Source organism: Mesorhizobium sp. ORM8.1, assembly GCF_053005525.2.
Genome location: NZ_CM132600.1, coordinates 7,226,637 through 7,240,265, shown reverse-complemented (window position 1 = coordinate 7,240,265; position 13,629 = coordinate 7,226,637). Strand labels below are relative to the sequence as shown.

Annotated in this window: 13 protein-coding genes; 6 read left to right on the top strand and 7 right to left on the bottom strand. The window is 63.9% G+C overall.

The features are described 5' to 3' along the window. Nucleotides 1–56: 56 nt before the first annotated feature. On the top strand, nucleotides 57–362 hold the full coding sequence (locus ACVDG8_RS36055) for a ribbon-helix-helix domain-containing protein (RefSeq protein WP_447252732.1): 306 nt from the start codon (nucleotides 57–59) through the stop codon (nucleotides 360–362). A gap of 101 nt (nucleotides 363–463) precedes the next feature. On the opposite strand, the gene ACVDG8_RS36050 is transcribed toward ACVDG8_RS36055, so the two are convergent. Both ACVDG8_RS36050 and cckA read right to left on the bottom strand, forming a co-directional pair. Continuing rightward, the gene (locus ACVDG8_RS36050) at nucleotides 464–1,171 is read right to left on the bottom strand and encodes a purine-nucleoside phosphorylase (protein WP_447252731.1); all 708 of its coding nucleotides are present in this window, start codon (nucleotides 1,169–1,171) and stop codon (nucleotides 464–466) included. Between the two features lie 196 nt (nucleotides 1,172–1,367). After that, on the bottom strand, nucleotides 1,368–3,953 hold the full coding sequence (gene cckA, locus ACVDG8_RS36045) for a cell cycle histidine kinase CckA (protein WP_455707451.1): 2,586 nt from the start codon (nucleotides 3,951–3,953) through the stop codon (nucleotides 1,368–1,370). A gap of 210 nt (nucleotides 3,954–4,163) precedes the next feature. On the opposite strand from cckA, the gene ACVDG8_RS36040 reads away from it, so the two are divergent. After that, on the top strand, nucleotides 4,164–4,892 hold the full coding sequence (locus ACVDG8_RS36040) for a hypothetical protein (RefSeq protein WP_455707450.1): 729 nt from the start codon (nucleotides 4,164–4,166) through the stop codon (nucleotides 4,890–4,892). A gap of 212 nt (nucleotides 4,893–5,104) precedes the next feature. Here ACVDG8_RS36040 and dksA read toward each other — a convergent pair whose 3' ends face one another. After that, nucleotides 5,105–5,521 carry an RNA polymerase-binding protein DksA gene (gene dksA, locus ACVDG8_RS36035; protein WP_140815850.1) on the bottom strand — a complete coding sequence of 139 codons (417 nt, stop codon included), beginning with the start codon at nucleotides 5,519–5,521 and terminating at the stop codon, nucleotides 5,105–5,107. A gap of 249 nt (nucleotides 5,522–5,770) precedes the next feature. Here dksA and ACVDG8_RS36030 point away from each other — a divergent pair, with 249 nt between their 5' ends. From ACVDG8_RS36030 to ACVDG8_RS36015, 4 genes are all read left to right on the top strand, one after another. Further along, the gene (locus ACVDG8_RS36030) at nucleotides 5,771–6,274 is read left to right on the top strand and encodes a SixA phosphatase family protein (protein ID WP_447257183.1); all 504 of its coding nucleotides are present in this window, start codon (nucleotides 5,771–5,773) and stop codon (nucleotides 6,272–6,274) included. A gap of 187 nt (nucleotides 6,275–6,461) precedes the next feature. Beyond that, nucleotides 6,462–7,931, top strand: coding sequence for a YcjX family protein (locus tag ACVDG8_RS36025; RefSeq protein ID WP_447252729.1), 1,470 nt, complete (start codon nucleotides 6,462–6,464; stop codon nucleotides 7,929–7,931). Continuing rightward, nucleotides 7,928–9,010 carry a YcjF family protein gene (locus tag ACVDG8_RS36020; protein ID WP_447252728.1) on the top strand — a complete coding sequence of 361 codons (1,083 nt, stop codon included), beginning with the start codon at nucleotides 7,928–7,930 and terminating at the stop codon, nucleotides 9,008–9,010. The genes ACVDG8_RS36025 and ACVDG8_RS36020 overlap by 4 nt, the downstream gene beginning before the upstream one ends. Nucleotides 9,011–9,109: 99 nt before the next feature. Beyond that, nucleotides 9,110–9,664: a hypothetical protein gene (locus tag ACVDG8_RS36015; RefSeq protein WP_447252727.1), complete on the top strand. Its 555-nt coding sequence runs from the start codon at nucleotides 9,110–9,112 to the stop codon at nucleotides 9,662–9,664. Between the two features lie 18 nt (nucleotides 9,665–9,682). On the opposite strand, the gene ACVDG8_RS36010 is transcribed toward ACVDG8_RS36015, so the two are convergent. From ACVDG8_RS36010 to ACVDG8_RS35995, 4 genes are read right to left on the bottom strand one after another with little or no spacing between them, the layout of a single operon-like run. Next, nucleotides 9,683–10,666 carry an ABC transporter ATP-binding protein gene (locus ACVDG8_RS36010; protein WP_447252726.1) on the bottom strand — a complete coding sequence of 328 codons (984 nt, stop codon included), beginning with the start codon at nucleotides 10,664–10,666 and terminating at the stop codon, nucleotides 9,683–9,685. An 8-nt stretch (nucleotides 10,667–10,674) separates the two neighbouring features. Beyond that, a complete protein-coding gene (locus ACVDG8_RS36005) occupies nucleotides 10,675–11,634 on the bottom strand; it encodes an ABC transporter ATP-binding protein (RefSeq protein WP_447252725.1) in 960 nt (319 codons plus the stop codon). Then, nucleotides 11,631–12,602, bottom strand: coding sequence for an ABC transporter permease (locus ACVDG8_RS36000; RefSeq protein ID WP_447252724.1), 972 nt, complete (start codon nucleotides 12,600–12,602; stop codon nucleotides 11,631–11,633). Before ACVDG8_RS36000 ends, ACVDG8_RS36005 begins: the two co-directional genes overlap by 4 nt. After that, nucleotides 12,602–13,618, bottom strand: a complete 1,017-nt coding sequence (locus tag ACVDG8_RS35995; RefSeq protein ID WP_447252723.1) for an ABC transporter permease — start codon at nucleotides 13,616–13,618, stop codon at nucleotides 12,602–12,604. Before ACVDG8_RS35995 ends, ACVDG8_RS36000 begins: the two co-directional genes overlap by 1 nt. Between the last annotated feature and the right edge of the window lie 11 nt (nucleotides 13,619–13,629).

The following is a 13,629-nucleotide window of genomic DNA, read 5'->3' as shown; positions in this document are numbered from 1 at the left end:
GTTCAAAAGACGCCGATTCAACAGGCGCCCAAAACCAACAAGAACGGGAGGTAACGATGTGCAGAGTCTTTGCCGGACAGGATCCGGAAGGCTACCGCCAGATCAATCGGTCGATCCGTATCGACGGACATTCGACCAGCATCCAGCTTGAGGCGACGTTCTGGGGTCTCCTCGACGAGATCGCCGAGAGCCAAGGGCTGACGACGCCGAAATTCATTTCGAAGCTCTATGACGAGGCCATCGAGATCAATGGCCAGATCCCGAACTTCGCCTCCATGCTGCGCACCACTTGCGCGCTCTATCTGCGCGGTCACCGCCCGAGCGTCGAGGAACAGTCCCATATGAAGCAGGAAGCCGCCTAGCCAGGGTACGGGTGAACTTTTCTTGGACAGGCGAAGGCAGCGGAACGACCCGCTATGGCGCCGGCGCTACCGGCGTCCGCAAGGAGCTGGCGCAATAGGCTTCAGCTCGCGCTTGCGACCTCGAGCGTCAGCCGGGTCATATCGGTGAAAAGCGCCTGACGCTCGGCGTAGTCGGTCTGCTCGCCGGTGGTGATATGGTCGACGACGGTGAGCAGCGACAGCGCGCGTGCACCGAAATGCGCGGCGATGCGGTAGAGCGCGCTGGTCTCCATATCGACCGCCAGCGCACCGCGTGCGGTGAGCTCATCGAAGCGAGCCCTGCCGTCCGGATGGTGGAACGCGTCACTACACACTGTCAGCCCAGTCTTGCAGGCGATGCCAAGCTCGGCCGCCCGCCGCACCGCCAGCGCATGCAGGGCCTGGTCCGGTCCCGCCGACTGATAAAGCCCGAACACCTGCCCGCTCATTGCGCCCTCGGGGCAGACGGCGCTGGAAATGACGACGCCGCGCAACGGCACATCTCGCGAGAGGCCGCCACAGGTACCGGTGCGGATCAGCGTCCTCACACCATGGAAATCCAACAGCTCATGGGCGTAGATAAGGAAAGACGAGACGCCGATGCCGGTTGCCTGGATGCTGACCGGCTTGCCGCGGAAAAGGCCGGTGAAGCCAAGCGCGCCGCGACGGCGGTTTACACAACACGGCGCCTCGAGAAAAGTTTGCGCCATCCATTGGGCACGCTCGGGATCGCCCGGCAGCAACACCGTTTGGGCATAATCTCCATGGTCCGCCTCGATGTGCGGCGTCACGCTACCTTACCATCATGCATGTCAACCCCCGCCGCCATCATGGCAGGGTCAATGCAATGTGCAAGCGAGCTTTATTAGAGCAATTTCAGGAAGAGTGCCGAGCGGTTGGGCTCGGCGGCTTCGCCGTAGCCTTCCGAAATTGCGTCAAAACAAAGAGATAGAAAATTTCGCCGTTTCCCCCAAACTGCGAAATTCTCTAGGATTCCAGCACGTCCTTGACGATCGTCGCCAGTTGCTTGAGCGAGAACGGTTTGGGCAGGAAGCCGAAATGCGCGTCGGCCGGCAGATTCCGGGCGAAGGCATCCTCGGCGTAGCCCGAGACGAAGACGAACTTGATGTCCGACTGCCGCTTGCGCAATTCGCCAAGCAGCGTCGGCCCATCCATCTCCGGCATCACCACGTCCGACACCACGATGTCAACCTTGCCGCCAAGCGCCTCGAAGACCTCCAGCGCCTCGACGCCGGAAGACGCTTCGTGAACGGTATAGCCGCGCGAGGTCAGCGCCCGCACACCGCCCATGCGCACGGCGTCCTCGTCCTCGACCAGCAAGACCGTCGCCGAACCGGACAAGTCTTTTGCGGCATCGGTCGCCTTGGCGGGAGCCGACGCGGCGCTCGCCGGCGCATCGGCGACCTCGCCCTGTTTCTTCACCTCGGCGATATGCCGTGGCAGGAAGATACGGAACACCGTGCCCTTGCCGACTTCGGAATCGCAGAAGATGAAGCCGCCGGTCTGCTTGATGATGCCGTAGACCATCGACAGGCCAAGGCCGGTCCCCTTGCCGACTTCCTTGGTGGTGAAGAACGGCTCGAAGATCTTCTTCAGCACGTCCGGCGCGATGCCGCTGCCGGTGTCCTCGACCTCGACCAGCACATAGTCGGCCGGGGCGAGCTCGCGATAGGCGAAGGACTTGCACTCCTCGCTCGAAACATTGCGGGTTCGCACCGTCAGATCGCCGCCCGCGGGCATGGCGTCGCGGGCGTTGACGGCGAGATTGACCACCACTTGCTCGAACTGGCCGATATCGACCTTGACCGGCCAGAGGTCGCGGCCATGGTCGATCTTCAGCTTGATGTCGTTGCCGACCAGGCGGGCAAGCAGCATCCTGAGATCGGCCAGGACATCGGTCAGGTTCAGCACCTCCGGCCGCAGCGTCTGCTTGCGTGAGAAGGCGAGCAATTGCCGAACCAGCGAGGCCGCGCGGTTGGCGTTCTGCTTAATGTTCATGATGTCGGGGAACGACGGATCCGACGGCCGGTGGTTGGTCAAGAGAAGGTCCGACGCCATGATGATGGCGGTCAGCACATTGTTGAAGTCATGCGCGATGCCGCCGGCAAGCTGACCGACCGCCTGCATCTTCTGGCTCTGCGCCATCTGGCCTTCGAGCGCCTTCTGCTCGGTGGTTTCGACGGCATAGACGATCGCCGATTCCTCCACGCCATCGCCGGCAGCCCCGTCGGCGACGGCGTTGACGTAAAAGCGGATGTGGCGTTCTTCGTTGCCGGGCAGCACGGAGTCGATCGCCTCGATGTTCGCCTGCCGCTGCCGTGCCTTCTCGAAGGCGCCGGCGAAAGCCGGCCTGTCCCTGTCATGCACGATGGTCTCGAACCGTACCCGGCGGTCGACGGCGTCGCGGTCGACGACGGACGAGAACAGCTGCAGGAACGGCGCGTTGGTGCGCAGGATGCGCCCGCTTGCATCGACACCGGCGATCGCCATCGGCGTCGAATTGAAGAAACGGGTGAAGCGGACCTCGGAGGCCCTGAGTTCGGCGGAAGCGTCCTCGCCCTGGGTGCGGTTGAGCACGATCGTGCGGGTTGGACCGTTCACGCCCTCGCGGCTCGCCGAAACGCGATGCATGAAGCGGACGGGCAGCGCCTGCCCGCCCATCGTCGTGAGATCGAGGTCGATAACGGCGTTGCGCGTCGTGCCGGGATCGGCCTTGACCGAACGCACCAGCGCCATGCCGTCGCCGGCGATGATTTCGGGCAGCGTGATGGCGCCCGGCGTGAAGGAGGCAAGGTCGATGCCGAGCCATTCGGCAAGCGTGGCGTTGATATAGGTGACGCGGCCTTCCTGGTCGGCTGAAAAGAAGCCGGCCGGCGCGTGATCGAGATGGTCGATGGCTTTCTGCAGGTCGAGGAAGAAGCGCTCCTGCTCGGCTCGTTCCTGCGAGATATCGGCGAGCTGCCAGGCTAGCATCGGCAGCCTTTGCCCCGGCATGCTGAAGGCGCGGGCCCGGGCCCGATACCAGCGCGCGCCAGGCTCGGCGCCCGGCTTGATCGACTGCGCCAGCCGGAACTCGCCGTCACCGGCCTGGCCGTCGCGCAGGCCGGAGGCCAGCCGGTAGATCGTCATCGAGGCTTCGGGAACATCCGACAACAACCCCTCGACGGTCTTGAGATCGGCTGCCGACTCGGCGCCAGTCATGTCGGCATAGGCGCGGTTGGCATAGACGACACGGCCTTTGGTGTCGGTGACCAGCAGGCCTTGCGACATCGAGTCGACAAAGGCCTTCGACAATTCGTCGCCGGTCGAACGCGGCGCGATCTGCACGAAGCCGATGGCCGTGGCGAACAGGAAGCCGACGCCGATCATGGCGAGCACGCCGAGCATGCCGAGCAGGAACGGGTCGCCCAACCGCTCGCGGAACAGCCCGAAGACGATTGCGGCGCCGGTCAGGACGACGATGAAGACGATGAGCCTGGTGACGGCGCCCGGACGCGTGTTCTGGTCGACGATCGGTACCGGATAGAAATCGCCGCGCGCTTCCTTGGCCATGTTCCCCCTGCAGGTGATTCCGGTGTCCGACAGGTGCGGACGGCCGGTTGAATCACATTCTCCTGTAGCGGAAAAGGCCTTGGCGGCAAATGTCCGATAAAATCAACGATTCATGTTTCAAACTGTTCACGATGCGTGAAGCGAACTTGCGGCGAGCCGTCACCACGGTCTAGTGTCGCCTCACTTCAAAAAGGTGATGGGTGCACACCGATGCTGCAGTGGCTGGATAGCATGGCGGGTCCGGGTTATGTCGCTGCAATCCTGTGGACGTTCGCGGCGCTCATTTTGCTGGTCGTCGTGCTGCTGGTCATCAAGGTCGTCCGCAACCTGACCTTCGGAACCTTCGTTGCCGGCGGCGAGGATCGCAAGACGCGGCTTGCCGTCATGGACGCCACCGCCGTCGACAGCCATCGCCGGCTTGTCCTGGTGCGTCGCGACGACATCGAGCATCTGATCCTGATCGGCGGACCGACCGATGTCGTGGTCGAGCGCGACATCAGGCTGGCGGCGCCACGCCGCCCGGCATTGACAGGCGACGGCGGCCAGCAACAGCAACAGGCGGCCGGGCCACGCCCGCGGACGCCGCAACCGGCCCCCGCCCCGGCACCGGCCAGACAGGCGCCGGCGCAGCCGGTCGCCCAACCGGCGCCGCAACCGCCAGCCGCCGCGCGTCCACGGCCAGCCCCCACGCCGGCGCCCAGGCCGGCAGCGCCGAGCCAGCCGACCGCGAAGGTCATGCCGTTGCCCAGTTATGGGGCACCCAACGGCAGCGCGCGCTACACGCCGCCGCCCGCCAACGAATCCATCGACGACACGTTGATGCACGAGCTCGAGGCCTCGCTCGACGAAGACACCCAACCTGCCAAGCCGGCGGCCAAGCCTTCGCTTGACGACGAGATGACCAAGCTTCTCGGTGAATTGGGCAGCCACAAACGCTGACCGGAGCGTTTCACCGTTCCACGGAAACGGCGAACCGCTCTATCTCTTTGTTTTTACGCAATTCCGGGCGGAAAACCATTCACACTTTTCCTGGAATTGCTCTAGACGCCTGCTTCGGCCTGCTTCGGCGAACCGACGACATCGCATCCCATTTGCCGAAAAACAAAAATGGCCGGAAAACCGGCCATTTTTCATGACAATCTGGGTCGCGCTCAGTCGTCGCGATAAACCTTCTCGCGGCGTTCATGGCGCTCCTGCGCCTCGATCGACAGGGTTGCGATCGGGCGCGCGTCGAGCCGCTTCAGCGCGATCGGCTCGCCGGTTTCCTCGCAATAGCCGTAGGTGCCTTCGTCGATGCGCTGCAGCGCGGAGTCGATTTTCGAGATGAGCTTGCGTTGGCGATCGCGGGCGCGCAATTCGATGGCGCGGTCGGTTTCAGAAGAGGCACGATCGGCTAGGTCGGGGTGGTTGGCGTTTTCTTGCTGAAGGATTTCGAGAGTTTCACGCGCTTCACGAAGTATGTCATTCTTCCAGGTGATAAGCTTTTGACGGAAGTATGATTTCTGCCGTTCGTTCATGAACGGCTCGTCTTCGGAGGGTACGTAATCGGCGGTAGCGATATCGTTCATTCGACTCACCCAACAACCCCAAATTTGGCGCCTATATATTCGCGGACAAGGGGCTGCACAAGCGCAATCGGCGAGAGTTTCACGCAATTGTTAGTACCGCAGCGGAAGCGCGTGGCACCGGCTTTGTTTCAACGGCGGAGATCGAATTCCCCTATGATTTGCTGCGCTTGTTGAAAAGCCTGCCATTGTGCACGACACGGTTCTGGTGACTAATCGCTTCGCCAGGAAAGGCGGCACATGGGGGTCGGTTTGAGCAGACTTTATCTGTTGCGGCATGCCAAGGCCGGATGGGCGCTGCCGGGTGTGCGCGACTTCGACCGTCCGCTGGACGAATCGGGCATTGCCGATGCCGAGGCGATGGGCGAGGCCATGCGAGCGCTCAATTACGTGCCCGACGTCACCCTTTGCTCCAACGCCAGGCGGGCGCGGCAGACGCTGGAAGGGCTTGCCGGGCGCACCGACACCGGCCGGGTGCTGTTCTTCGACACGCTCTACAGCGAGGATGCCGCCGGTTATCTCGACATTATCCGGAAAAACGGCGCCGCCGCCTCGCTGTTGGTGATCGGCCACAATCCGATGACGGAAGACCTCGCCATGGCGGTGTCGGGCGATGGCGAGGAGACCGCGCGCGGCCTGCTCAACCATGGCTTTCCCACCTCCGGTCTGGCCGTGGTGCGCTTTCCCGGCGACCTGGCGGAAGCGGCGCAAGGCAATGGCTACCTCGAAGCCTTTCTCACCCCTGCGGACCTCTGACACCATTTCAAACGGGTGCACCAGGGCCTATATCGGGTCCTGACCCGCGACACGGAGCAATTCCAGGAAAAGTGTGAAACGGTCAGGTTCGGCGACTCCGCCGTAGCCATCCATCCGGAATTGCGTAAAATAAGGATGGATCGGTTCACCGTTTCCGTGAAACGGTGAACCGATCCAGAGACATGATTTGGCATCATCGCTGACCACTTTCACCGACGAGGCGAGGATAGCGCTCGACACGCTGTCGGGCCGTGCCGCCGGGCTCTTCTCTCCGTCGTTGCGCCTGGGCGTCACCGGCCTCTCCCGCGCCGGCAAGACGGTTTTCATCTCCGCTCTCGTCCACAACCTGATCCATGGCGGACGCCTGCCGCTGTTCGAGGCGCAGAAATCCGGCCGCATCGCCCGCGCTTTTCTCGAGGAGCAGCCGGACGACGCCGTTCCGCGCTTCCAGTACGAAGATCACGTCGCCGCCCTGGTCAACGATCGCATTTGGCCGGAGTCGACGCGCGCCATCTCGGAACTGCGGCTGACCATCGAATACGAGTCCGCTTCCGGCTGGAATCGCCTGTTCTCGGCTGGAAAGCTCTCGCTCGACATCGTCGACTACCCAGGCGAATGGCTGCTCGACCTGCCGCTGCTCGGCAAGTCCTTCGCCGATTTTTCGCGCGAGGCGGTGGAACTGGCCGCCCTGCCAGTGCGCTCGGACCTGTCGCAGGCCTGGCGCGAGCTGGCATCCGCCATCGACCCCGACGCCGACGCCGACGAAATGACGGCGCGCCGGCTGGCCGAAAGCTTTGCCGCCTATCTCAAGGCCTGCAAGCTCGACGAACGCGCGCTGTCGACGCTGCCGCCCGGACGTTTCCTGATGCCGGGCGACCTTGAGGGCTCGCCGGCGCTTACCTTCGCGCCGCTGATGACGCTGTCAAAGCGGACACGCTCCGGCTCGCTGCAGGCGATGGTGGAGCGCCGTTATGAGGCCTATAAGACGCATGTCGTAAAACCGTTCTTTCGCGAGCACATCACCCGCCTCGACCGCCAGATCGTGTTGATCGACGCCATGCAGGCGCTCAATGCCGGCCCCGCCGCCATGGCCGATCTGGAGCGTGCCGTCACCGAGATCCTGTCCTGTTTCCGCCCGGGCCGAGGCAATTTCTTGACCGATTTCTTCTCGCGCCGTATCGACCGTATCCTGGTGGCCGCCACCAAGGCCGACCATCTGCATCACGAAAGCCATGACCGGCTGCAGGCGATCGTGCGCAGGCTGACCGACCGGGCGCTGGCGCGGGCGAATTCCAGCGGCGCAGATGTCGATGTCGTCGCCATGGCGGCGGTGCGTTCGACACGCGAAGGCACCGTCAAGCAAGGCCGCGAGACATTGCCGGTGATCATCGGAACGCCGCTAAAGGGTGAGAAGATCAACGGCGAGACGTTCGACGGAAAAACCGAAACCGCCATATTTCCCGGCGACTTACCGGAAAAAGTCGATGCGGTGTTTAATCTTTCCGAAGCCGGACCGGAAAATAACGAGCCGGCGATCCGCTTCGTGCGCTTTCGCCCGCCGAAGCTCGAGCGCACGGCCGAAGGCGTCACGCTGTCCTTGCCGCATATCCGGCTCGACCGCGCGCTGCAATTCCTGATCGGAGATCATCTGGCATGACCGCGCCCCGTAAACCCGCGGCCTTCCGCATCGAACCCGAAGTGGAGTTCACCCCAGAGCCGGCAAGGAACCGCCGCGCGGAGGAACAGCCGGCGCGCAAGCCGCGCGCTGCCAGAGCCGACGTCGCGGTTGTGGTGCCGTCGGAAGTCGACGTCTTCGACGAGCCCGACATCGAAGCCGCGGCGCCGCCGCCGGCGACCGCGCCGCGAAAGCGGTCGCTGCTTGCGCGGCTGTTTTTCGGCGCGATCGGCGCGCTCGTCTCGCTCGCGGTCGGCCTGTGGACGGACCAGCTCATCCGCGACCTGTTTGCCCGCGCCGACTGGCTGGGCTGGCTGGCGGTCGGCATGGCCGCGATCGCGCTCTTGTCGCTGTTCGTCATCCTGATCCGTGAGTTCCTCGCCATTGCCCGCCTCGCAGAGGTCGAAAAGATGCAGAAGCGAGCCCTGGACGCGGTGGCGCGCGACGACCCCAAGGCCGCCCGCGCCCTGGTCGACGAGTTGTCGGCCTTCGTCGCGGCAAAGCCCGAGACAGCGGCCGGCCGGCGCTCGCTTGCCGCACTGCGTGGCGAGATCATCGATGGCGCCAATCTGGTGCGGCTTGCCGAGGTTGAAATCCTGTCGCCGCTCGACGCCCGCGCCAAGGCCATGATCCTCGAAGCCGCCAAGCGTGTCTCGCTGGTGACGGCGGTCAGCCCGCGCGCCCTGGTCGATGTCGCCTATGTCGTGTTCGAGGCCGGCCGGCTGATCCGGCGCCTGTCCGAACTCTATGGCGGCCGTCCCGGCACGCTCGGCTTCTTCCGGCTGGCGCGCGGCGTTCTCGCCCATCTCGCGGTGACCGGCTCGATCGCCTTTGGCGACAGCTTCGTGCAGCAGATCGTCGGCCATGGCCTTGCCGCCAAACTGTCGGCAAAGCTCGGCGAAGGCGTCGTCAACGGCATGATGACGGCGCGCATCGGCATCGCGGCGATGGAAACCGCCCGCCCCTTGCCGTTCATCGCCGTCAAGCGCCCGGGCCTTGGCGATTTCCTGTCGGCGCTGACCTCTTTTGCGTCACGCAAGGAGGGTGAAGACAAGCGGTAAGGTAAACGCAGAACCCGGCGCTAGTGACGAAGCATTAACCAATCTTGGTCATGGTCACTCAGGTTCCAAACACAGACTCTGCCGTGCCGGGTGTCGTCCATGAGAAGCGTAATCTTGTCCTGCGTCCTGTCTTCGGCAGTTGCCATCGCCGCACCTTTGGGTCTCGTTGCAAAGGCCTTCGCAGCAGAGCCGGACAAGCAGTTCTTCCATTCGATCGAAGGCACTTGGGCCGGTCCGGGCGAGATCATCGCCGGCAAATACAAGAACACCAAATTCACTTGCAATTTCGTCGGCTCGACGCCTGACGGCAAGGTTGGGATGACACTCGACGGCGGTTGCCGGGTCGGCATGTTCACGCAGAAGATGTCGGCAACCGTCGAGCGCAAGGGCCGCGACGGCTACCGCGGCAGCTTCATGGGCGGTTCGACCGGCAATGGCATGGACATTGTCGGCGGCAATGTCGTCGATCCCCAGAAGGTCGTCTTCACCATCAACCGCAAGCAGTTGAACGGCGTCATGCAGGCGCGTGTCCCCGACGACAATTCGATGACCGTGACGATTGCCGTGCGCGTCAACAATCAGCTGGTGCCGGTCGTCGGCATGAGCCTGAAGCGCATCGATTCGCTCGAAGTCGGCGCGATCGCGAAGAACTAATCCGCGCCGAAGCGACTCTCAGACCAATGTCGGGAAATGGCAGGCCACTTTGCGGCCGCTGCGATGTTCCTTCAACTCGGGCCGTTCCGAACGGCATCGATCCGCCGCGATCGGGCACCGCGGATGGAACCGGCATCCCGATGGCGGTTTGAGCGGGCTTGGCACGTCGCCGGTCAGGATGATGCGCTTGCGCGTCCCCGTCGGCGTCGTCTCCACGACCGGAACCGCCGAGATCAGCGCCTGGCTGTAAGGATGGGACGGGGTTGCAAACACTGCTTCGGCTGGCCCCTCTTCGACGATCGAGCCGAGATACATCACCGCGATGCGGGTCGACACCTGGCGCACCACGGAGAGATCGTGCGCGATGAAGATGTAGGTGAGCTTCAGCTTCTCCTGCAAATCGGCGAGCAGGTTGACGATCTGCGCCTGCACCGAGACGTCGAGCGCCGAGACAGGCTCGTCGAGCACCACCAGATCAGGGTTCAGCGCGATCGCCCGCGCGATGCCGACACGCTGGCGCTGGCCGCCGGAAAACTCGTGTGGGAAACGCATGACATGGTCCGGCAGCAAGCCGACCAGGTCGAACAACTCGGCGACGCGTTTCTTGATTTCGGCGGATGAAAGCCTGGTATGAATGCGCAGCGGCTCGCCCACCAGATCGCCGACGCGCCGGCGCGGATTGAGCGAGGCCGACGGATCCTGGAAGACCATCTGCAGGCGTCGTCGAAGCGGCCTGAGTTCAGACAGCGACTTCGAGGTGATGTCGTCGCCTTCGAACAGGAGCTTGCCGTCGCTGATGTCGTAGAGCCGCACCAGGCAGCGCGCCAGCGTGGACTTGCCGCATCCCGATTCGCCGACCAGCCCGACTGTCTCGCCGTGCCGCACCGTCAGCGAGACATTGTCGACCGCGTGCACCGTCCGCCTGCCCTCGGCCGAAAAGCGGCTGCCGATCGAAAACCGCTTTGCCAGCGAACGCGTTTCGAGGATGGGGGTCTCTGTCATAGGCTCGCTCATACCTGCGCCACCCGGAAGCATGCCGCCGCGTGCGCGCCGGCGCCGAGGCCTGGCTTGTCGGCCGCGCACGGCTCGTAGCGAACCGGGCAGCGCGGGCCAAAGGCGCAGCCTTGCGGCAGCCGCAGCAGCGACGGCGGCGAGCCGGGAATGGCCGGCAGACGGCGCGGTTTCTCGCCGGTCAGCGGCGGGATCGAGCCAAGCAGCGCGCGGGTATAGGGGTGTCGCGGATCGGAAAACAGCTCGGTTCGCGTGCCGCGTTCCACCACGCGGCCGGCATACATGACCATGACCCGGTCGGCGAGTTCGGAAACCACGCCCATGTCATGGGTGATGAAAACGACCGCCGATTTGTGCGTCGCGCGCAATTTGCGCACGAGGTCGAGGATGCCGGCCTGCACCGTCACGTCGAGCGCCGTGGTCGGTTCATCGGCCACCAGCAGCGCCGGATTGCAGGACAGCGCCATGGCAATCACGGCACGCTGGCGCATGCCGCCGGAGAGCTGGTGCGGATAGCGCGACATCGCCTCGTGCGGGTTGGGGAAATTCACTTCGGCCAGAAGTTCTTCGACACGCTCCATCGCCTTGGATTTGCTGATCTTGCGATGCGCGCGGATCTGTTCGGCGATCTGCCAGCCGATCGTGTAGACCGGGGTCAGCGCCGTCATCGGATCCTGGAAGATCATGGCGATCTCGTTGCCGCGCAGGCGGCGAAGCTCGCGCGCGGGCAGACCGACGAGTTCGCGACCCTTGTAGCGGATCGAGCCTTCGATCCTGGCGTTGGGATCGGTGATCAGGCCCATTACCGCCAGCAGTGACACCGTCTTGCCCGAACCGGATTCGCCGACGACGCCGAGGATTTCGCTTTCCTCGAGGTCGAAGGAGACGCCGTCGATCGCCCGCACCAGGCCGTCATTGGTGCGGAAGGATACTTTGAGGTCGCGCACCGACAGGATCATGATGCCCTCAGGCGCGGATCGAGAAGGATGTAGATGAAATCGACCACCGCATTGGCGATCACCACGAACATGGAGGCATACATCACCGTCGCCATGATCATCGGCAGGTCGAGGTTCTGCAGCGCATCATAGGTGAGCTTGCCGATGCCGTGCAGGCCGAACACCACTTCGGTCAAAAGGGCCGAGCCGCCCACCAGCGCGCCGAAATCCAGGCCGAACAGGGTGACGAAGGCGATCAGCGACGTGCGCAAGGCGTGGCGCAGCATGATGCGGGTTTCCGACAGGCCTTTGGCGCGGGCCGTGCGGATAAAGTCTTCCTGCATGGATTCGATGATGGCCGCACGCAGCACGCGCCCGTAGATGCCGATATAGAGGATCGCCAACGTGATCCATGGGATGACCAGGGTCAGGAACCAGCCCTTCGGATCGTCGGAGAAATTCTTGTAGCCGAGCGGCGGCACCCAGGAGAACATCCAGCTGTCATGGTAGCGGCTCTGGGTGATCAGGTTCATCACCTCGCCCAGCCAATAGACCGGCATGGAAATGCCGAGCAGCCCCAGCGCCATCAAAAGCTTGTCCAGCCAGCTGTCGCGGGTGGCGGCGGCAACGACGCCGATGATGATGGAGACAACCACCCACAGGATCGCCGCCCCAAAGACCAGCGAAAGCGTGACGGGGATCGAATCCATCACCGCCGGCACCACCTTCCAGCCACGGTTGACGAAGGAGGTCAGATCGCCGGTGACGAAGATCTTCTCCATCATCTTCACATACTGCACGTAAAGCGGCTGGTCGAAGCCAAAGCTGCGGCGCACCGCTTCCAGCACCTCCGGCGACGCGTTGCGGCCGGCGATGCGCGCGGCGGGGTCGGCGCCCGGCGTCGCGAAGAAGATCAGGAAGACGATGACGGAGATGCCGAACATCACGAACAGCATTTGGCCGAAACGGCGAAGGATGGCGTAAAACATCAGTCGCGCCCCAGCCGAACCTTGGAGCGCGGGTCGAGCGCGTCGCGCAGACCGTCGCCGAAGACATTGAGCGCCATCACCGAAACGGCGATCGCCAGGCCAGGCACCAGCGCCACCAGCGGCCGCGTGTAAAGCAGCGCCTGCCCGTCCTGGATGATGGTGCCCCAGCTCGCGGCCGGCGGCTGCACGCCGATCGACAGGAAGGAAAGTGCCGATTCCGTCAGCATGTTCAGCGCCATCATCAGCGGCACGAAGACGATCAGCGTGGTGGTGATGTTGGGCAGGATATCGCGCCACAGGATGCGCCATCCCGGCACGCCGAGATTGATCGCGGCGTGCACGAACTCGCTGCGGCGCAGCGCCAGCACCTGTCCGCGTATCGGGCGCGCCACGTAAGGCACATAGACGATGCCGATGATGATGATCGGCAGCCACAGGCTGCCGGATTCGATATCGATCGGTCCGATCCTGATGCCTTGCGCGATGGTGACGATGGAAAGCGAAATCGCCAGCAGATAGATTGGGAATGCCCACAATATGTCGAGCAGGCGCGACAACACCGTGTCGGTGATGCCGCCGAAATAGCCGGCGATCAATCCGGCCAGCGTGCCGACGATCAGCGTGAAGATGGTGGCAGCACCGGCAATCAGCAGCGAGCTCAGCCCGCCATAGAGCATCCTCGCCATGACGTCGCGGCCCTGGCTGTCAGCGCCGAGGAAATAATTGCCGAGCTGCCAGGTCGGCCCGATCGGCGTATAGCCGAGGCCGAGCCCCTCGGTCGACTGCTCCATCACCGGAACGTCGGTGCCGTCGATCTGGATGACGGCGTCGAGCGTCGAGGCGAAGGGGTCCGTGCCCGCCCATTTCGCATAAAGCGGCGCGCTGAAGCAGGCGATGACGATCAGCAGGAACACGGACAGGGACGCCATGGCGGCCCTGTCCGTTGCCAGCTTCGCAAACGCGACGGCCCAGGGCCCTCGCGTCTTGCGCGGCATGGCTGCGACTTGGTTGGACACGGGGGATGTGC

What these genes read in the sequence shown, in the direction of transcription:
- ACVDG8_RS36010 (WP_447252726.1), bottom strand. Translation starts at nt 10,666, where the DNA reads ATGACAGAGACCCCCATCCTCGAAACGCGTTCGCTGGCAAAGCGGTTT.
- ACVDG8_RS36015 (WP_447252727.1), top strand. Translation starts at nt 9,110, where the DNA reads ATGAGAAGCGTAATCTTGTCCTGCGTCCTGTCTTCGGCAGTTGCCATC.
- ACVDG8_RS36055 (WP_447252732.1), top strand. Translation starts at nt 57, where the DNA reads ATGTGCAGAGTCTTTGCCGGACAGGATCCGGAAGGCTACCGCCAGATC.
- ACVDG8_RS36000 (WP_447252724.1), bottom strand. Translation starts at nt 12,602, where the DNA reads ATGTTTTACGCCATCCTTCGCCGTTTCGGCCAAATGCTGTTCGTGATG.
- cckA (WP_455707451.1), bottom strand. Translation starts at nt 3,953, where the DNA reads ATGGCCAAGGAAGCGCGCGGCGATTTCTATCCGGTACCGATCGTCGAC.
- ACVDG8_RS36020 (WP_447252728.1), top strand. Translation starts at nt 7,928, where the DNA reads ATGACCGCGCCCCGTAAACCCGCGGCCTTCCGCATCGAACCCGAAGTG.
- ACVDG8_RS36040 (WP_455707450.1), top strand. Translation starts at nt 4,164, where the DNA reads ATGCTGCAGTGGCTGGATAGCATGGCGGGTCCGGGTTATGTCGCTGCA.
- ACVDG8_RS36005 (WP_447252725.1), bottom strand. Translation starts at nt 11,634, where the DNA reads ATGATCCTGTCGGTGCGCGACCTCAAAGTATCCTTCCGCACCAATGAC.
- dksA (WP_140815850.1), bottom strand. Translation starts at nt 5,521, where the DNA reads ATGAACGATATCGCTACCGCCGATTACGTACCCTCCGAAGACGAGCCG.